This is a genomic window from Hungatella sp. L36 (genome assembly GCF_014288035.1).
Genome location: NZ_JACOPC010000005.1, coordinates 153,557 through 173,721 on the forward strand (window position 1 = coordinate 153,557; position 20,165 = coordinate 173,721).

Below are 20,165 nucleotides of genomic sequence, written 5' to 3' on the forward strand. Positions count from 1 at the left end.
TGTTTTCTCCTTTTTTCTTGTTTGAATATTATTTATTTTCCTCCGCTGAAGGCAATTCCTTCCACGTAGTATTTCTGTGCAAATAAGAACAGCAGGACCATAGGCAGGGTGGCGATCACCGTGCCTGCCATCAGCGGGCCGTACTGGGTGTCATACTGGTACTGAAACGTGGCCAGCCCCACCTGAACCGTCTTCATCTTATCGGAGTTCAGCACGATGAGAGGCCACATAAAGCTGTTCCAGCCCGACTGGAATGTCATGATCGCCAGCGTAATAGCCGCAGGCTTGATCAGCGGAAAGTAAATCTTCGTAAATATCTTAAACTCTCCGCAGCCATCGACTCTGGCAGCCTCGGCCAGCTCGTCCGGCAGCGTCTCGAAGAACTGCTTCATAAAAAATACTGCAAATGCCCCTACCGCGCCCGGAATGATGATGGCAAAGTAGCTGTTGATAAAACCGTTTCCGCCCTGTCCGAATAAGTTGTTGCCTCCCACCAGAGGGAAGAATTTTAAGACAAGGAACTGGGGAATCATGGTGGCGACCGCCGGGATCATCATCGACGACAGCAGGATCAAAAACGACACCTTTCTTCCCTGAAATTTAAGCTTTGCAAACCCGTATCCCGCCAGCGCACCGAAGAATAAGTTTGTCGCCACACCGCTGGCCGCCAGGATAAAGGAATTCATAAAATACCTGGCAAACGGCATGGTTCTGAACACCTTCGCATAATTGGCCAGTGTAAACTTCGAGGACAGCAGGGACAGGGAGTTGGAGTAAATCTCCGCCTCCGGCTTAAACGATGTGGATACCATCCACAGGAACGGATATACGGTGGCAAGAGATATCAGGACCGCTCCCGTATACCATAAAATACTCTTTGTACGTCTTTTCACTTCACGGCTGTTCATCTTCTTCCTCCTCTCTTAAATATCAGCATTGTTCAGCCTGGTATTCAATACGGAAAACACCAGGATAATCAGAAACAGGACCATGGAAATGCTGGAGGCGTAGCCCATGTTCAGATTATTGAAGCCATTGTTATAAATGTAATAGACCAGTGTGATCGTGGCATTGCCAGGGCCTCCTCTCGTCAGGATAAACGCCTGGTCAAACACCTGAAAGCTGGAGATAATCAGCATCGTCGTCACCAGAAACGTGGTCTTGGAGATGGACGGCCATGTGATATGCGTAAAAATCTGCCACCGGTTGGCGCCTTCTACTCTGGCGGCCTCATACAGAGACTGGGATACCCCCTTCAAACCGGATAAGAAGATCATCATATTTGTCCCGAATCCCGCCCAGAGACTCATCATAACCACGGCCAGCATAGCCCACCGGCTGTCGTAGAGCCAGGCAGGCCCCGAAATGCCAAACAACTCCAGAACTCCGTTCAACAGGCCCAGCTGCGGATTCAGGATCCAGAACCACAGCGTGGCGGTCGCCACCGTGGAGGAAAGCACCGGCAGATAAAACAGCGTTCGGAAGACACTCACGAACTTCCGGTTTACATTTAAGTACAGGGCTGCTCCCAGAGAGAGGAGCAGGCCGCCCGGCACATACAGAAGCGTATATACGCACGTGTTCTTGAGGGCAATCCAGAAAAATTCATCATTTATCATCTTCCTGTAATTGTACAGCCCCACAAACTGGGGCGCGTTCACAATATCGTAGTCGGTAAAGCTGATCACCACCGCCATAATAATCGGAATAAAGGTGAATAAAAAAAACAGAAAAACCGGCGGTGCAGTAAAGACTCTTCCCATAACATTCTGATTTCCAAATCCGTGCCTGTTCCTTCTTCTTTCATCATTTTTTATGTAATTCAAAATACCTCCCCCTTCTCTCATGGTAAAATGTTCCAAATAGATGGTATATTTCTGTACAGCAGCTGTTTCATTTAAATACAATATAGCATTGTCATATATCAAAGTCAACATTTATTATATCGTTTATGTTTTTTATATCATTTATATCATTTTCTGTATCAAATCTTATCTCTGCAGTACTTCAAACCTCTTACAAAAACACAAAAAGAATATCACCAATCCAAAAAAGGCCCTGCCCCAACAAACAAAAAAATTTGTCAGGCCAGAACCTTTCACTGCTCTTTTTAGTTTTTTACTGCTGTCTTTTACTTTTTCTTACTTTCGCACTTTTACAAAGCGTTTCCGACATTTCCATCCACACGGCTCACCGCACCAATCTTAAAATACACAGGAAGCCCATTGCTAAGACTAAGCGGAACCTCCCCTGCAATCAATGGCTGCAAGTAATCCATGAGCGGCTGTTCAATATCATTTCCCTGCTCATTGATCCACTCCAGCGGAACCGTCTTCTCTTTATTTGCCACAAGACTTACGGGTACAGACGTGTAGGCGACACGGTAAGGGTGATTCTTCACCCGTTTAACAACGGCCATATGGCCATTTTTTCCCTGAAGGATACACTGAACCGCCATGGCTCCCAGCAGCCGCGACTCCAGAAGGTCCGTACTGCTGGCCGCCTGGGAGGCGCATCGCTGCATCAGATTCAGCTCGATGGAACGCACCTTGCAGCCAATCTCCTGCCTGACGATCTCCTCCAGAACCTTTCCCGTCCCGGCGATATCCCTATGGCCGAAGACATCGGTCCGGCTGTCCTTCCGGATCTCCGTTACGTACTTCCCGTCTTCATCCCGGACACCCTCGCTGACGGCGATGAGAATGCCGCGCCTCTCTGACTGCCGGCTTCTGATATCCTCCAGAAACCGTTCCACAGAAAACGGCTTTTCACACAGATAGATGAAGTCAGGCCCGCGGTCTCCGTTCTGTCTCGCCAGCGCGGAGGCGGCAGTCAGCCAGCCGGAATTACGCCCCATGATCTCCACAATGGTCACTCCAAACGTATCGTAGACCGCCAGGTCCCGCTCCAGCTGAGAAAATGTGGTAGCGATATATTTTGCTGCCGAGCCGAATCCCGGGCAGTGGTCTGTCTCCGTCAGATCGTTGTCTACCGTCTTCGGTGCGCCCGCTGCGCAGATATCCGTGATCCCGCGCTGCTCTAAATACCGGGACAGCTTATTCACCGTGTCCATCGAATCGTTGCCGCCAATGTAAATAAAACCGGTAATATCATATTTACGAAAGATGGAGACCAGCTTCGCATAGACCGTTTCATCCGTCTTTATATCTCCCAGCTTATACCGGCAGGACCCCAGCGCCGACGACGGAGTTCTGGAAAGGAGGTCCAGATCCATGGGACTTAAAAATACATCCGATAACTCCACCAGCTGTTCCTCAAGGATTCCCTTGATTCCGTAAAGCCCTCCGTAGACACGGTCATAACGGCCGCATACCATAGCTTCCTCCAAAATTCCTCTCAAGGTGGCGTTTATAGCCGTGGTAGGGCCGCCGGACTGGGCTGCAAGTAAATTCCCCATAATTTCCTCCGTTTTTAATATCCTCTGTTTTCAGTTTCAGGATATTTTCTTGTCTTTATACTCTTTTTCGATCTCCATGATGCGGTCCACCTTTGGTGCGGAGCCGCCGCCGGAAAAATCACACCCCAGCCAGATATCCACCAGATACTTGGCCAGTTCTACACCGATAACCCGCTCTCCCATACACATGATCTGGGCATCGTTGCTCTTCCTGGACCTCTCAGTGGAAAATGGATCGTGGCATACAGCTGCCCGAATTCCCGGGACTTTGTTTGCCGTGATGGCCATGCCGATCCCTGTCCCGCAGACCAGGATTCCCCGTTCATACGCGCCCGCGGCTACCGCTTCCGCCACCTTTACGGCCACATCGGGGTACAGCACAATTTCCCCCTTATCTGCTCCGAAATCGTGGTATTCGATCCCTTTGCTGTCCAGATGCTTCATAATTTCTACTTTTAAGGAATATGCTGCCTCATCGCAGCCAATTGCTATCTTCATGACATTTTTCTCCTTTTCAGACACAGACAAAAATCCCCAAAACGACGATCAACCCAGTTTTTCCAGAATCCCATCCGCCATGGCTGTCAGAATGATGCAGCAGGAAGTTGCCCCTGCGTCAAGGACTCCTCTGGAGCGCTCTCCCAGACGGCTGGAGCGGCCGAATTTAGCCGTCATCTCTCTTGTGGAATCCCTGCCCGCGGCCGCAGCCTCCTTCATCGCCTCCAGCGTTTCCGCGAATCCCGCGTGCTCCGCGGCTCCTTTTTTCAGCGTGTCTGCCGCCGGGGAAAGCGTATCCACCAGAGTCTTGTCACCCACTCTGGCGTCTACAATGCCGCACAGGCCGTTCAGTCCGGCTTCCATCATATTACCCATGTCCTCCAGGGAGATTTCGTCTAACTCCTCCCCGGCTTCCGCCATATCCATCAGGATGGTTCCATAGATAGGGCCCATGGAACCGCCGATTTCATTCAGCAAAATGGTTCCCAGCTCATAGAGGCCGTCTGTAAAGGAAAACTCTTTATCCGCAAATCTGGTCTCAAATACCGTAAATCCTTTATTCATATTCATGCCGTGGTCGCCGTCTCCGATCAGACCGTCCACCTCACCCAGATACGCCTTGTTGTCCTGAATGGCTTTTACCATCTTAAGCAGGATGGATTTACCGTCCCCGTTCCTGAAAGTGTCCATATTCATGCTCCCTTCTGCTTCTCTTTTAAGCCCATGCTGTATGCCGCCATATCAATCAGTTCCTTCAGCTCCTCATCCAGCTTCATCACGGTCAGGGTCGCCCCCATCATATCCAGGGAGGTAAAGTAATTGCCCACGTATGCCTTGTGCGTCTTTATCCCCTGATCAGCCAGCAGCCGGTCGATTTCATCATATAAGACGTACAGTTCCATGACCGGAGTTGCCCCCAGTCCGGATACCAGCACGACCACCTCATCTCCGGACTGGAACGGATAATCGGGTATCACGACGTCAACCATGCGTTTCGCCATCTGAGCGGCTGTTTCCAGCTCACATACCTCGATTCCAGGCTCTCCGTGATGGCCGATTCCCACTTCCATGGTCCCGTCTTTTATCTCAAAATTCGGGTGGCCTACGGCCGGAAGGGTACACGGCGTCAGGCCGATTCCCACACTTCTTGTGTTATCTATGGCCTTTCTGGCCGCCTCGATCACCTCGTCCAAGCTGCCGCCCATGGCCGCCTTAGCACCGCCCACCTTCCACATCAGGATCTCGCCTGCCACGCCGCGCCGTTTCTCCCTCTGGTCTCTGGGCGCAGATGCCGCGTCGTCATTGGCTGCCACGGTCTTCACTTCGATTCCCTGCTTCTTTGCCATTTTTACAGCCATCTTCACGTTCATGTTGTCTCCGGAATAATTGCCGTAGAGACACGCCACACCTTTGCCCTGGTCTGCTGCCTTAAACGCATCTAAGAACGCAGCCGCGGTGGGGGAAGAACAGATCTCCCCGACTGCCACCGCATCACACATATTCTCGCCTATGTAGCCGATAAATGCCGGTTTATGGCCGGAACCGCCTCCGGTTACCACGCCTACCTTATCTGCCGGAATGTTTCTGGCCTTTACCACACGTCCATTATCTGTGGCCTCCACGATATCTGCGTGCACTTTCAAAAAACCTTTCAGCATCTCATCTACAATATCATCCGGATTATTCAGTATTCTCTGCATTTCCAAAACCTCCCGCTCTATTTAATGGTGTATCCGCCGTCGATCAGCAGATTGTGTCCCGTAATCATACCCGCCGCATTGCTGCAAAGGAATGCAATAACACCAGCAACCTCATCCGGCTCTGCAAAGCGCTCTGACGGCATCTCCTTCTTGAAGGCGTCCCCAGCCGGGCCGTCCCAGGCTTTGTGTCCCAGTTCCGTGAGCACAACGGTCGGCGCCACCGCATTGACGCGAATGCCGTATTTTCCCCATTCCAGAGCCATCACCTTCGTCATGGCAATAATTCCGCCCTTTGCCGCACAGTAGGCCACATGTTTATCCAGGGCGATCACGCCGGCCTGGGAGGCAATGTTGACAATGGAGCCGTTCACATGGTTGTCAATGAAATACTTTCCAAGAAGCTGCGCCATCATAAATGAGGACTTCAGATTGATGTTCATGGTACGGTCCCAGTCGGACTCACTGATCAGCTCTGCTTTTTCCAGCGCGACAATCCCCGCACAGTTGACCAGAATGTCGATCTGTCCAAACTGCTTCACTCCCAGATCCACCACAGACTGGCGGTAAGCACCGTTCGTCACATCGCCTGCGATTCCAACGGCCTTCGGATCCAGTTCCTTAGCGATTTCATCCACCCCCGGATTTAAGTCTGCCAGGACCAGATTCACACCCTTTTTTGCGAAAAACTTCGCTGTTTCATAACCAATTCCTGCTGCTCCGCCTGTAATAACAGCGGTCTTTCCTTCTAATGAAAATTCCGGGTCTGCTCCGTAATATTGTAACATGATGATCTTCCTCCTTAATTGCTTTGTACTTACGGCTATATTTACTGCTATATTAACTGCTATATTTACTGCTGTGCTCTCTGCTTAAACTCCGCTACATTCTCTTTGTTGACTTCTTCAAAATCGATCCAGTAATCCTTCTCTACCGGTTTCTTATCGATGGCATCGATTACCACCTCAACCGCTTTGCTTCCCTGTCCGGCTGCGTCCTGGAATACGCTGATCAGCATATTGCCTTCCTCCACTGCCGCGAGTGCGTCATTAATCCCATCCACACCCACTGCCGGAATATCCTTGCCTGCCGCCTTGACGGCTTCCCTTGCACCAAGAGCCATCTCGTCATTTTCCGCTACAATGGCATCGATCTGGTCAAATGCCTGCATCCAGGTCTCCATAACGGTCATGGACTCTGAGCGGGACCAGTTGGCTGTCTTTTCAGCCAGCACCTCGATATCCGGATACTTATCCAGGATATTCTGGATTCCCTGCCGTCTCTCGATCTGAGCGGACTGTCCCATAGGGCCTTCGATAATGACAATCTTGCCTTTTCCGCCTAACGTATCCGCGATCTTCTGCATGATCATCTCCCCGGCAATGACATCCTGGGAGCCGATGTAGCTGGTTATCTTATCGTTGTTGACGCGGGTATTGACCGCCACGATGGGAATCCCTGCTTCCACTGCCTTGTCTACGCACGGGGAGCACGCGTCGGAATCCTGCGGATTTAAAATAATACCGTCACATCCGTCGGAAATCATGGTCTCCACCTGGCTGATCTGTGTGCTGGGATCGTAGTTGCCGTCGTAAACCATCAGCTCCGCGCCCATCTCATCCGCCTTCCTCTGCGCCGCATTGGCAAGACGGACAGTGTATTCATTCTTTAAGCTGTATAAGGTGATACCCAGCTTCAGTTTCTTTCCGCTGTCTGCTGTCTGGCTTCCGTCCGTGGTCTTGCCGCCGTCTGCCGCCTTTGTGTCATCCGATTTTTTTGCGCTGGTGTCTGCCGCTCCGCAGCCTGCAAGGGCGGTGACTGCCATTGCCATACATAACACGATTCCCAATACTTTTTTGTTCTTTTTCATTTTATTCCTCCTGAATTTAAGATTTTCTATTTCCCGCCATTTAAAGAATCCAGCATGACGGCGCCGATAATGATCAACCCCTTGATAACCAGCTGCCAGTAAGAAGAGACCGCCATCATATCAAGACCGTTGTTCATAACTCCCATAATCAGGAAACCGACAATGGTTCCCCATAGTCTGCCGCGCCCGCCCGATAAACTGGTACCGCCGATAACCGCGGCCGCAATAGCGTCTACCTCATATCCGTTGCCGCTCTGTGCCAGACCCGAAGTAACGCGGGAGGTTAAGATGATTCCCGCCAGACCCGCCAGGAGACCGGAGATCATATAGACAGAGCAGATAATGCGTTTTACGTTGATTCCTGAAACCCTGGCCGATGACGGGTTGCCGCCTGTGGCAAACACATACCGCCCAAACCTCGTCTTATACAGCACGATGAAACAGATGACCAGAACCACGATTAAGATCAGTACGGGGTATGGAAGGATTCCGACGCTTCCACCGCCGATCTTTAAAAATCCCTTGCTGAGTCCCGGAACCGGCTTGGCGTCACTGGCCATGAAGGTTACGCCTCTGGCAATACTCAGCATTCCCAGCGTAGCGATAAATGCAGGGACCTTTAAGTAAGAGACCACAATCCCGTTGACTGCACCAAGCAGCAGTCCTACTCCCAGGCCGATCAGTACGGCGATTGGCCATGGGATTCCGGTTTCCGCCCTGGCTGCCAGAGCGGAGAACATGCCGGCCGCTCCGACGATGGAACCCACGGATAAGTCAATGCCGCCGGTCAGCACCACAAAAGTCATGCCGATTGCCAGGAGCCCGTTAATCGACGTCTGGCGGAGCATATTAACGATGTTATCCACGGTCATAAACTTTGCCTTCATGACCGTAAAGAATATCAGGATCGCCGCCAGACCAACGATAACACCGTATTGAGCAATAAAGCTTTTTATATTTATTTTTTTCTCTGTTTTTATCATTTCATTCACCTTTTCGTTATCAGATATAGGAGACCGCCATTTTCATGATATCCTCCTGGGCAAATTCCTCCCGGCTCAGCTCTCCGCTTAACCGTCCGTTGCTGAGAACCAGGATCCGGTCGGACATTCCCATGGCCTCCGGCATTTCCGAGGAAATCATGATGATGGAGTTGCCCTTCTCCACAAATTCTCCCATCAGCTTATAAATCTCCGACTTGGCTCCAATATCGATCCCCCTCGTCGGTTCATCCAGGATTAACAGCTTGGGATTTTTCATCATCCACTTAGCCAGAACCACCTTCTGCTGGTTCCCGCCCGACAGCTTTCCGACCAGCTGTCTCGGTGAATGCACCTTGATCCTCAATGCCCTGATCTGATCGTCGATCGTCTTCTTTTCTTCCTGGCGTTTGATGAACATGCCGCTGCTAAGCGTCTTCATGGAGGCGATGGTAATGTTCTGTCCCACTCCCATCTCCAGCACCAGGCCCTCATTCTTCCGGTCCTCTGTCACGTAAGCGATTCCGTGGCGGATGGCATCGGAAGGCCGCCTGATCTCCACTTTCCTTCCTTCGAAGAACACTTCACCCGAATCCGGTTTTTCCAGACCGAAGATGGCGTTCATCAACTCCGTTCTTCCCGCTCCGATCAGCCCGGCGATCCCCAGGATCTCTCCCTCCCGCACTAAAAAGCTGATATCTTCAAACTGGTTTTCCTTCGTGAAATGCCTGACCTCCATCACCACGTCCTTCGCCGGAACCTTGATCTTTGGGAAGATTTCATTTAACTCCCGGCCTACCATGTTCTTAATCAGGGTATTGTTGTCGATGTCCTTTGCCTCCCAGCTGTTTACATACGTTCCGTCCCGCAGAACCGTGATATCATCTGCGATTCGGAATATCTCATCCATTTTGTGAGAAATGTAAATGATGCCGGTCCCCTTTTTCTTCAAATCCGCAATGGTTTTGAACAGGATCTCCACCTCCTGATCCGTAATGGCGGAGGTCGGCTCATCCATTACGATGATATCCGCATTTAGGGAAATGGCCTTTGATATCTCGATCAGCTGCTGGTCCGCTACCTTTAATCGTCCGATCTTCGCCCTGGGACTTACCCGGACCTTCATTTCACCCAGCAGCTTTTCCGTATCCGCGTACATCTTTTTGTAATCCACGAACAGCCCTTTTCTCGGTTCCCGCCCCAGAAAGATGTTCTCGGCTACGGTCATCTCCGGCACCGGCGACAGCTCCTGATGAATCATGGCGATTCCCAGCTCCTGTGCGTGCCTCGGAGACTGGATTTCTGTCTTTTTTCCCTTCAGCCATATTTCCCCGTCGTCACATTTATGTACACCGGCAAGAACCTTCATCAACGTGGACTTGCCCGCTCCGTTCTCTCCCATCAGCGCGTGGACGGTACCGGCCCGCAGTGAAAAATCAATCCCATGAAGCACTTCCACGCCGTTAAAGCTCTTGATTATCTGCTTCATATCCAGTAAACTCAATGTCTTCAACTCCTTTCCTCTCTGTTTGTCGTCTGTAATTCTATTATAAAAAAATAATCAGACCGCGGAGGTTCAAAAAAGTTGAAAAAGGTTTGATTTTTATGAATTCAAAAATGCAGACCGATGCTCCGGCCTGCATTTTTCTCTTTTGTTGGATGCGTTTTTCATCTTTTCCTGGTACGTTTTACTCTTTTTTCTGGTACATTTTACTCTTTTCCTGGTACGTTTTACTCTTTTTCTGGTGCCTTTAATCCTTCCCTGGATGCTTTTCTATCTTTTCCCGATACCGCTTGGGATTTTCTCCCGTGCTCTTTTTGAAAACGACAGAGAAATACTTGGAATTGGGATAGCCGCACAGCTCTCCTACCTTCTGGATTGGAATGCTGCTGTCCTCCAGCAGTTTTCTGGCTATACTCATACGCTGCTCCGTCACATAGGTATTGAACCCGCAGTTCATCGATTTCTTAAACAGGGTGCTGATATAGCCCGGCGTCCTGGAAAACTGTTCTGCCACCGTGTTTAGATCGATATCCTTCGTAATATTTTCTTCCAGATACTGAAGAATATCGTGAATCAGCTTATAATTTAAGGATTCCTCCCCCTGCTGCATCAGCTCTCCTGCCTGGCGGATCATCTTTTTTAATTCCTGCTTCATCTGGATAAAATTCCAGAAATAGCGGAACTCCTGATAGCGGACAGGCGGCTCTGGAGAGAGGCCTGCCGCTTTTTGTGTCCGCTCGTTCAGCAAACCGCATACCTCCTCGTAGCATTTTCTGACCGCCTCCAGAGAATGCCTGGAGCATGGCGCTGCGATCAGCGGTTCTAAGGCGTTGAGAAGCATCACCGCATGCTCCTCATCGAATTCTTTTAAAAGGGACTCCGCCGGCACCGGATCATAATCATGCCCTCTGGCCAAATCGCTGTAGAAAAACAGGTCGTTCCCCGTATCATAGATCTTAAATTCTGCCGCCTTGATGGCGTGGCGCAGGGATTTGTTTAAGCAGTATGCGTCAAAGGCGATATCACCGACGCCCGTAACCGCACGCACCTTGCAGTATTTTTTAATCAGTCCCGTGACACTGCGCAGGGCGGTCGCCTTCTCTTCTTTAAAACGGTTCTGGTCCTGAAACTCCATAATGACAGCCAGCCTTCCCTCGCTGTACTCCACCGTCACCGCAGGAAAGAAGGAGTCCTTAAAAAATTCGTCCACCATGTTCTTTGCCACAAAATCTATGTACTCCCGGTTGCTGTCCGTAACCTCATATTCGATGACCGCACAGATGAAGAGGGACGAATGAAAGGTGATCCCGAACTTCTCCAGCCGTTCCAGACACTGGGCGACCACTTCCTTCCTGTTCTCGTTGAGAAGCTGGACCAGTACCTCTTCCTTCACCTGATTTAATATTTTCTCATTTGCGATGGATTCCCTGGCCTCCTTCACCGACTGCTCCTGCTTCTGCCTGGTCTCCTCCAGGCAGGTGCGGACCAGTTCCAGAAATTCCGGTTTTTTCACGGGTTTCATCACATACTCCCGAACCCCCAGCCGGACCGCCTCCCTCGCGTACTCAAAATTCTCATAGCCGGACAGGATAATGACCGTGGCGGTCTGTCCCGAGTCCTTCAGGGCTTTGATAAATTCCAGCCCGCTGCTGCCCGGCATGCTGATGTCGGAGATAACCAGGTGAAAGTGCTCCTTCTGCGCCAGGTCAATGGCCTCGATTCCATTTCCCGCCTCCACAAACTGAATTTCTTCCTCCAGCCCCCGTTCCAGGATCGCAATAATTCCTTTCCGGATGAATCTTTCGTCGTCAGCGATCAATATTTTAAACATCTGACTCCTCCTCCATTTTGATTTCAATCACAATCTTCACGCCACGGTCGGGCTGGCTGTCAATAAAAATCTCTGCCCCTCCCCGGCAGATATGCAAAAGCCGCTGCTTTACATTAATAAGCCCTATGGACCGTTTCTTCTTCTCCCCCCTTAAGGGCGTATCATTCTTTAAGCACTGCCGGATCTCTAAAAGCCGCTCCTGTTCAATGCCGCTTCCGTTATCTTCAATCATGATGACCAGCATGTCCCGTTTCCGAAACGCGCGGATCACGATCAGCCACGGCGGGAGCACCTGCTTAAATCCATGGCTGAAGCTGTTTTCCACCAGAGGCTGCAGCAGCATCTTTGGAACCATGACGTCTCCCACGCCCTCGCCAATCTCCATGATGCATTTTAAATCTTCCTGATACCTCATGTTCATGATGGAAATATAGTTTTTCAGATTGTCCCACTCCAGGCGAAACGGCACCTCATTGCTGCCCCATTTTATGCTGTAACGGAACAGATCCCCCAACGCCGCCAGACTGTCCCCGATGGCGTAATATCCGTCGATCTCACACTGCATCCGCATATTTTCCAGGGTATTGTAGAGAAAATGAGGATTGATCTGCGCCTGAAGTGCACTGAGTTCCGCCGCCTTCTGCGCCTGCTCCTTCTCCACCGCGGAGTTGATCACGGCCTGCAAATGAGAAGCCATCTGGTTAAACCGCCGGATAATCCTGGTGATCTCGTCATCAGGGCCTTCCTCCCGGATCGCAAAATCGAAGTGACCGCTTTCCACCTGGCTCATCATGTCGTCCAGAACCACCAGCCGTTTTAACATCCGCTTCAGCAGCAGATACGTCAGCCCAATCACACACGCGCCGCAGACAATCGCCACCACAACGACACGGAGCATCATCTCGGAGGCGAATTCCAGCACCCCTTTCCGGGATTTCAGGACTACATTGATCAGGCCGCAGCGGTTCGAACGGCTGTAGGTAAGAAGGTAGGGCTCCTCCGCCACAGAGACACTCTCTTTTCCTTCGTTTTCTTTAAACAGGCACTGCTCGAAATCCGCAGTTTCATACGTCCCGGTCTGGTGAAGCAGCGTCCCGTCTCTGTCAAAGATCAGATAATCCGTATCCCTGTCCTGCTTCTGAAAAAGGTTCCCCGCCAGCTTTTCCACAGACATGTCCACCTCCAGAATGCCGACCACATCTTTCGTACTTAAATTTCTGATTTTCAAATAAACGGGAAGGATCAATTTCCCATCTTTAACAATATTTAAGTTATCTACATCCAGAGTCGAGATCAAAAAATCCGCTTTTCTCACGCTCCCGTATACGAGATCGCTGTCAGAGTGCAGAATTTCATCGTAATACGCCTTTTTCTTCAGGATGTCCATGCTGAACTGCCAGTCATTGTTTAAATCAAGAGACTCATTATCCCCGTATACCACAATCTGATAAAACAGGTTTGGATAGAGGTACCGGATATTGATCAGCTCCTCCTCCATCCCGGATGCGTAATGCTGCCTTTCTCTTTCGCTCAGGATGTTCTTCCCATCCAGATAATAAGCAAATTCCTGACGGTAGCTCAGCTCATTAATCACGGCGTGTATGGCATCCAGGTTGTTGTCCATGGTGGTCTTAAGCCCTTCCAGCTCTCTTTCCATCTGGATGCCCGCATCTTTCAGCAGCGTCTTTTTATAGGAATTATAATAAAAAATCCCGACCACGGCTGTAGGAATAATCAGGACCACGGCGATCATCCATGTAATTTTCGTTATTACGCCCCTGTTTTTCATCCATCTCATACGGCTGCATCCCTTTCTCATAAATTGTTACAGCGTTTATGTTACAGCATTGTGCACAATAATTCAAGGAAATATTTTCCTGTTTTTAGTTTATTTTTTAACAATATTCATTATATGCAAAAATTAATCGAAAAAAAAGATCCTGGCGGTGCAAATGATTTTCATTTGCACCGTCAGGATTCTTTATCTTCCCCCGGTCATCTCTCCAGCCCCATAATCTTCTCAACCCGCACCAGATGCTTGCCCCCAAGGAACTCTGCTCCCAGATACGCGTTCACCAGCTCCCACGCCAGCTCGATTCCCACGGTCCTGGCTCCCAGCGTGATCATGTTCGCATTGTTATGCTCTCTCGCCATCCTGGCGGAAAACGTATCCGTCACCAGTGCGGCGCGGATACCCTCCACCTTGTTTGCCGCGATACTCATGCCAATTCCCGTTCCGCATACCAGAATCGCGCAGTCATACTCATCCGCCACGACTCCCTTTGCCACTACCACGGCCACGTCCGGATAGTCCACCTCGTGGACACTGTAAATACCTTTATCTGCAACCGTATGGCCGGCGGCGGTCAGCCGCCTTTTCAGTTCTTCCTTCATCTCGTATCCGCCGTGGTCACATCCAATTCCGATTCTCATTTTTATCCAGCCTTTCTATTTCTATTTTTGTTTCTGTTTCTAGTTCTGCTTCTAGTTCTATTTCTATTTCTTTACTTTTCTATTTTTTATTTTCCATTAACGGGCGGGGCGATCGTATCACCCTGCCGTATAGAACAGGGGCATACCATAGTCTCTAAAAGCTCCTGCTTCCTGCTTCCGTCATCCTCGATCAGGTCAATCAGCCTGACGGTCCCCCTGTAGCCGTACTCATACCGGTGGGTATCCACGGTTGTAATCTGCGGGGCGAAATATTTCAGACATTCCACACCGTCCACGCCGAATATGGACAAGTCCTCCGGGACTGAAAGTCCCAGTTCCCTGGCCGCCGCGTTGCAGCCGATCGCCAGCGTATCATTCACACACATCACCGCGGTAATCTGCGGCTGTTTCTTTAAAAGTTTCTTTGTAATGCGGATCCCGTCTTCTATGGAGAATCCGCCGTTTACGATATACTCCGGGTGGTACAGGCCGTACTGCTCCAGTGTCTTCCGGTAAAAGCCTTCCCTGCGCTCCGCCACCCAGTATTCCGGATAACCGGAGATGCAGCCGATGTGCTTATGTCCCAACGCCGCCAGCTTGCTCAGCAGGCCATCCACCTGCTCTTCCTCGGAGGTACAGATCAGCGGAAATTCGCCCCAGTTCATAAACCGGTTGCAGGAAATCATCTTGATCCCCGAGTCCGCAATCATCAAAAGGCGCTTCCTCGCCTCCTCGGAAATCTGCGTGCTGCCGGTGATAAAAAAGCCGTCCACCTTCTGGCTCGCCGCCTTGTCGATCTGCTCCACAAAGTCCTGATCCTGCCCGGACAGGTCATAGATAATGACGCTGTAATTCCTGTCTTTGGCAGCGCCCTCCACCCCTTTGATGATTTCCGGGAAAAATGGATTTGCGATATCTCCCACAAACAGGGCTATGGTATAGCTGCGCTTCGTCTTCAGTGTTTTGGCCGCAATACTCGGTATGTAGTCTACTTCCCTGGCGGCCGCCATCACCTTCTCTTTCGTCTTTTTGGTAATGCAGTCTTTTCCGTTTAAGACCATGGACACCGTCGCGGTGGACACGCCCGCCAGTCTTGCGATATCTTTAATTGTCGCCACACCATTTCCCCCCTTCGTCAATCTGCTGCTTGTTCTGTTCCGGCTGCCTACCGCTCCCCGGCCGCCCGAAGCGCCAGTTCCTGATACTCCTTGCAATCCTGTTCAAGACCATTTCTGCCCTCAAACACACCAAACGCGCCTGACACCAGGATGTCCGCCCCGTTTTCCAGCAGGGTTACGGTATTCTCCCTGTCCACGCCGCCGTCGGCCTCGATCAGATAGGAGAGGCCCAGCTGCTCCCGCATATCCCGCAGTCTGCTCACCTTTTCCACCGTTCCTTCCAGAAACCTCTGACCGGAAAATCCGGGTTCCACGCCCATCACCAGCACAAAATCCAGGTAGGGAAGCGTCTCCCGAAGCAGCTCGGGAGACTGTGCCGGATTCAGCACCACGCCGCCCTTCATGCCGTTCTCTCTGATCTGGTTCAGCGTGCGGACCGGAAAATGGGTCGCGTCCAGATGGAAGCTCACATAATCCGCCCCGGCGGCGGCCAGCGGCAGAATATAGTCCGCCGGGTTCGTCACCATTAAGTGGACGTCCAGAAGAAACGAATAGTTTTTCCGGATCAGCCCCACCATCCCGGTGTCGAAGCAGAGATTCGGCACATAATGGCCATCCATAATGTCAATATGCAGAATCTTAATTCCTGTATTCTCAAGTATATCTAAATCCTTCTTAAAATTCAAGGGATTCCCGCAGGCCAGTGTGGGATTGACGATCAGCTCCCCTTGTCTCATAACAGCTACCTCCTTCTAACGGTCGTTCGCTTTACGCGCGATTTACCGTTACATACCGTAACATACCGCAGCATTAAGCACATAAGCGGGCGCTGCCGGCCCGCTTATTATTATTTTGAATAAGATTTCAGAGCCTCAAAGAAAACCTTCATCACACCGTCTCTGTCAACGGAATCAATGTAGTCGATATTTTTCTCTTCTTCCCTCTTTTTTAAGATCTCCTCATAGTCGATCATGGTGAAGCCCTCTGTCAGCGGCCCTTTCGTCTCCACGTCTCCGTAGTATTTCACCGAATGAAACAGCTCCGGGTTCGTCACATAGGCCGCCGTGCACAGGTCATGGATGCACAATCCCTTAAACCGCTTATGTCCGTTCACATTCTTTTTCTCCTGGCTCCAATAGAAGCTTAACATGGTATAAACCATGGCCGCCACCGGATTATCGATGGTTCCGATGACTTCCAGCTCTTCTTCTGTCAAATAGGCCTCCCTGGTGGTATCCAGCGGGCACATAAAGAATGGGACGCCGCCCTTCATGACGATCCTTGCCGCCTCGGGATCCACCCACACATTAAACGTGGCAACCGGCGTCGGATTTCCGCTGAAAATGGATCCGCCCATAAACACGATCTTCTCAATCTTTTCCTTACAGTCCGGGTGTTCCAGAAACAGCTTCGCAATATTTGTCAGCGGCGCCAGAGCCAGAATCGTAATCTTCTCCTCCGATTCCATCAGCTTCTCATATAAAAATTCCACCCCGCCGGTCTCCACTGGCCCATAGTCCACGGGATATTCAAACGAAAATGCTCCCAGCCCGCTGTCCCCGTGAATCTCGCTTGCGTCGCGGTACGGACGCTCAAGCGGAGCCGCTTCTCCAGCCGCCACCAGGATCTCGCCTCTGCCCATAAACGCCAGGCCGTTGACGGTATTGTACGTCGTGTGCGGCAGGGAGACATTTCCCGCCACAGTGGTCACTCCCCGGATATCCAGCTGTTTTGACGCGAGTGTCAATACAAAAGATATCATATCGTCAATTCCAGTATCGCAGTCTATGATTACCGGTATTTTATCCATTTATCTCTTCCCCCTGTTCTCCAAAGCTTTTCAGAGCCTCGAAATAGATCTTCAGAACGCCGTCCCGGTCCACGGAATTGATAAAGGTTACATTTCTCTCTTCCTCCGGCACCTGTCTGATATTCTCATAGTCCAGAACCGTAAATCCCAGAGTCAGTTCTCCCTCTGTCTCCACGTCCCCCTGGTATTTCACAGTAGTAAAAAGCTCAGGATTCGTCACGTACGCAGCCGCGCAGAGATCGTGGATACACAGCCCCTTAAAACGCCTGGCCGCGTTGTTGTTCTTATTCACAGCATCGTTGTAAAAACGGCACATCTCGTAATTCATCTGAGCAACCGGATTCAGGATCGTTCCGATGAATTCGATATCGTCCATGGTCAAATATAAATCTCTCGTCGTATCCAGAGGGCACATATGGAAGGGAACACCGCTCTTCATCACATATCTTGCGGCTTCCGGATCGGCCAGCACGTTGAAGGTGGAAACCGGTGTCGGATTGCCGGTCCGCAGAGAGCCTCCCATAAACACGATCTTCTCGATCTTCGCTCCCGCCTCCGGGTGTTCCATCAGCAGTCTGGCTGCATTGGTCAGCGGAGCAATTGCGAGAATCACGACCTTTTCCTCCGACGCGGCCAGCAGGCTTCTCATCAGCTCCACTGCATCAATATCTTCCGGCTGTTTCGATGTCATTTCAGCAAACTGGTACGTCCCCAGGCCATTTTCACCGTGTATGTAACCGGCATCCCGAAGCGGTCTCGAGAGTGGCTTTTCCGCTCCCCTCGCCACCGGAATGCCGCATCTTCCCATGATGGTCACTCCGTTCAATGTGTTCTGTGTGGTGATATCCACCACCTGATTTCCAGCCGCCGTGGTGATCCCCAGAATATTTAACTTGTCTGAGGTGAGTGTCACGGCGAAGGATATCATATCGTCGATTCCTGTGTCGCAGTCTATGATTACCGGGATCTTTCTCATACGTCTTCCTCCATTATTTTCAAAGCGGTCTCCACCAGATTTCCCGCTGTCAGCCCATAGCATTCCATCAGTTCAGCCAGATCGCCGGACTGTCCGAATCGATCCTGGATGCCGACGCGTTTCAAACGGCATCCGCCGCTTTCGGCGAGAACCTCCGCCACCGCTGATCCTAAACCGCCGATTACCGAGTGCTCCTCCGCCGTCACCATCCGTTTGCAGGATTTTCCGTAACGGATCAGAGTCTCTTTATCCAGAGGCTTGATGGTATGTACATTTAACACCGCTGCGTGTATTCCTTTAGTCTCCAGGATCTCCGCCGCATGCAGCGCTTCTGCTGTCATAATGCCCGTGGCTGCGAAACACACGTCCCCGCCCTCGCGGAGCACGTCGATCTTACCGATCTCTGTGCGGCTTCCTTCCGCCGTCACCGTCTCCACCGGGTGTCTCGACATCCGGATATAGACCGGGTGATCCATCTCTTTCATCTGTAAAACCATGTCAAACGCCTGTCTGTAATCACAGGGACTTAAAACCGTCATTCCCGGGAGCACCCGCATCAGCGCGATATCCTCGATCGTCTCATGGCTTCCTCCGTCGGAATTCGGTGAAAGTCCCGCGTGGGTAGCCACAATCTTCACCGGAGCCTTTGCGTAACAGACTGCATTGCGGATCGGCTCATAGGCGCGTCCTGCCGCAAACAAAGCGAAGGTCGATGCAAATGGCTTCAGCCCGCTGATCGCCATCCCCGCCGCCGTTCCCATCAGATTCTGCTCCGCGATTCCCATATCGAAAAACCGCTCCGGATACCTGGCGGCAAATTTACAGGAGGAAGTGGCCTTCGCCAAATCTGCGTCCAGAACCACTACGCGTTCGTCCTCTCCCATCTTTAACAGGGCGTCTCCATAAGCCTCTCTCATTGCTGGTTCAGCCATCTCATCTTCCTCCTTTCAAATCTTCCATTGCTGACTTATAGTCATCTCCGCTGATCTTCTGTCCATGCCATCCGGCCTGATTTTCCATGAAGGAAACGCCTTTTCCCTTTACTGTCTTCGCCAGAATGCAGACCGGAACGCTGTCCGCCCTAAGCGCGATGGCCGCGTCCAAAGCCTCAAAATCATGGCCGTCCACCTCTGCCACTTTAAAACCGTAATCCAGAAATTTCCCCTTTAAGTTGCCGGAGCCCATTACTTTTTCCACCGGACCATCGATTTGAAGCCCGTTTAAATCCACAATCACCGTCAAGTTATCCAGCTTATGGTGAACCGCTGCCGCCATGGCTTCCCACACGATGCCCTCCTGCAGCTCCCCGTCTCCCAGGACCGCATACACGCGGTAGTCTTTCTTTCTCACCTTCCCGGCCAGCGCAATCCCGCATGCGGTCGATACCCCAAGCCCCAGAGACCCGGTGCAGACATCGATCCCCGGCGTCTTATTCATATCCGGATGCCCCTGGAGCATTCCGCCTAATCTTCTTAAACGTTTAAACGCTTCCTTTGAAAAAAAGCCGTGTTCCGCGAGCACGGCATACAGCGCAGGGGCTGCATGTCCCTTACTGAGCACCACCCGGTCCCGGTCCTCCATGTCCGGATGCTCTGCATCCACGCGGATCCGGTTGTAAAGACACACCAGAATATCAGTCACCGACAGGGATCCGCCGGGATGACCGCTTCCCGCCCGGTAAAGCATTTCAACAATGTCTCTGCGCACTGCCAGAGCTTCTTCTTCCATTGCTTCATAAGATTTCAATTCGCGACCTCCTCATAAATATGCTGCATTATCTGCTTCCAATGAAACTTCTGTTATCCCATAACTACTATTTTCCTATGGGCACATTATAACTCATTTAAACGTTTAAATCAATAGATTCTATTTTTTTTGTAAATTCTGACAGCAATCCTATTCTTTTCGGAGCATTTGTGAAATGATTTTTATGCAACCTGTATGTTTTTGTTACATCAAACACGCTCTGATACGCAATCCCTTAAAAAGTAAGGCAGCGAAAAAAGCCCCCGGCAGCAACTGCCGGGGGC

Annotated in this window: 19 protein-coding genes; all 19 read right to left on the reverse strand. The window is 50.9% G+C overall.

Annotated elements, in window-relative coordinates:
- Positions 1 to 32: 32 nt before the first annotated feature.
- Positions 33 to 908, reverse strand: coding sequence for a carbohydrate ABC transporter permease (locus H8S80_RS14360; RefSeq protein WP_002602556.1), 876 nt, complete (start codon positions 906 to 908; stop codon positions 33 to 35).
- Between the two features lie 15 nt (positions 909 to 923).
- Complete coding sequence (locus H8S80_RS14365; protein WP_117632104.1) at positions 924 to 1,826, reverse strand: carbohydrate ABC transporter permease; 903 nt, start codon at positions 1,824 to 1,826, stop codon at positions 924 to 926.
- A 329-nt stretch (positions 1,827 to 2,155) separates the two neighbouring features.
- Positions 2,156 to 3,418 (reverse strand): 6-phosphofructokinase, encoded by a 1,263-nt coding sequence (locus H8S80_RS14370; RefSeq protein ID WP_117631956.1) that lies wholly within the window; start codon positions 3,416 to 3,418, stop codon positions 2,156 to 2,158.
- A 36-nt stretch (positions 3,419 to 3,454) separates the two neighbouring features.
- Positions 3,455 to 3,916, reverse strand: a complete 462-nt coding sequence (gene rpiB / locus H8S80_RS14375) for a ribose 5-phosphate isomerase B (RefSeq protein WP_025531519.1) — start codon at positions 3,914 to 3,916, stop codon at positions 3,455 to 3,457.
- 48 nt (positions 3,917 to 3,964) lie between these two features.
- Positions 3,965 to 4,606, reverse strand: a complete 642-nt coding sequence (gene dhaL / locus H8S80_RS14380) for a dihydroxyacetone kinase subunit DhaL (protein WP_029466853.1) — start codon at positions 4,604 to 4,606, stop codon at positions 3,965 to 3,967.
- 2 nt (positions 4,607 to 4,608) lie between these two features.
- The gene (locus H8S80_RS14385) at positions 4,609 to 5,616 is read right to left on the reverse strand and encodes a dihydroxyacetone kinase subunit DhaK (RefSeq protein ID WP_117631954.1); all 1,008 of its coding nucleotides are present in this window, start codon (positions 5,614 to 5,616) and stop codon (positions 4,609 to 4,611) included.
- Between the two features lie 17 nt (positions 5,617 to 5,633).
- Positions 5,634 to 6,401 (reverse strand): GolD/DthD family dehydrogenase, encoded by a 768-nt coding sequence (locus tag H8S80_RS14390; RefSeq protein ID WP_029466855.1) that lies wholly within the window; start codon positions 6,399 to 6,401, stop codon positions 5,634 to 5,636.
- A 65-nt stretch (positions 6,402 to 6,466) separates the two neighbouring features.
- Positions 6,467 to 7,483, reverse strand: coding sequence for a substrate-binding domain-containing protein (locus H8S80_RS14395; RefSeq protein ID WP_117631952.1), 1,017 nt, complete (start codon positions 7,481 to 7,483; stop codon positions 6,467 to 6,469).
- Positions 7,484 to 7,509: 26 nt separating this feature from the next.
- Entirely contained in the window at positions 7,510 to 8,466 is a 957-nt protein-coding gene (locus H8S80_RS14400; RefSeq protein ID WP_034534724.1) for an ABC transporter permease, read from the reverse strand.
- A 19-nt stretch (positions 8,467 to 8,485) separates the two neighbouring features.
- Positions 8,486 to 9,967: a sugar ABC transporter ATP-binding protein gene (locus H8S80_RS14405; RefSeq protein WP_117631950.1), complete on the reverse strand. Its 1,482-nt coding sequence runs from the start codon at positions 9,965 to 9,967 to the stop codon at positions 8,486 to 8,488.
- A 247-nt stretch (positions 9,968 to 10,214) separates the two neighbouring features.
- Entirely contained in the window at positions 10,215 to 11,798 is a 1,584-nt protein-coding gene (locus tag H8S80_RS14410) for a response regulator transcription factor (RefSeq protein WP_117631948.1), read from the reverse strand.
- Complete coding sequence (locus H8S80_RS14415; RefSeq protein WP_181987944.1) at positions 11,791 to 13,596, reverse strand: sensor histidine kinase; 1,806 nt, start codon at positions 13,594 to 13,596, stop codon at positions 11,791 to 11,793. Before H8S80_RS14415 ends, H8S80_RS14410 begins: the two co-directional genes overlap by 8 nt.
- Positions 13,597 to 13,793: 197 nt before the next feature.
- Positions 13,794 to 14,231, reverse strand: coding sequence for a ribose 5-phosphate isomerase B (gene rpiB, locus H8S80_RS14420; protein ID WP_117631944.1), 438 nt, complete (start codon positions 14,229 to 14,231; stop codon positions 13,794 to 13,796).
- An 86-nt stretch (positions 14,232 to 14,317) separates the two neighbouring features.
- A complete protein-coding gene (locus H8S80_RS14425; RefSeq protein ID WP_117631942.1) occupies positions 14,318 to 15,349 on the reverse strand; it encodes a LacI family DNA-binding transcriptional regulator in 1,032 nt (343 codons plus the stop codon).
- Between the two features lie 47 nt (positions 15,350 to 15,396).
- Entirely contained in the window at positions 15,397 to 16,086 is a 690-nt protein-coding gene (locus H8S80_RS14430; RefSeq protein WP_117631940.1) for a ribulose-phosphate 3-epimerase, read from the reverse strand.
- Positions 16,087 to 16,196: 110 nt separating this feature from the next.
- Positions 16,197 to 17,159: a nucleoside hydrolase gene (locus tag H8S80_RS14435; RefSeq protein WP_117631937.1), complete on the reverse strand. Its 963-nt coding sequence runs from the start codon at positions 17,157 to 17,159 to the stop codon at positions 16,197 to 16,199.
- Positions 17,152 to 18,135 (reverse strand): nucleoside hydrolase, encoded by a 984-nt coding sequence (locus H8S80_RS14440; RefSeq protein ID WP_117631935.1) that lies wholly within the window; start codon positions 18,133 to 18,135, stop codon positions 17,152 to 17,154. Before H8S80_RS14440 ends, H8S80_RS14435 begins: the two co-directional genes overlap by 8 nt.
- Positions 18,132 to 19,067, reverse strand: a complete 936-nt coding sequence (locus H8S80_RS14445; protein ID WP_025531508.1) for a transketolase family protein — start codon at positions 19,065 to 19,067, stop codon at positions 18,132 to 18,134. The genes H8S80_RS14440 and H8S80_RS14445 overlap by 4 nt, the downstream gene beginning before the upstream one ends.
- Position 19,068: 1 nt before the next feature.
- Positions 19,069 to 19,863, reverse strand: coding sequence for a transketolase (locus tag H8S80_RS14450; protein WP_117632102.1), 795 nt, complete (start codon positions 19,861 to 19,863; stop codon positions 19,069 to 19,071).
- Positions 19,864 to 20,165 lie beyond the last annotated feature (302 nt).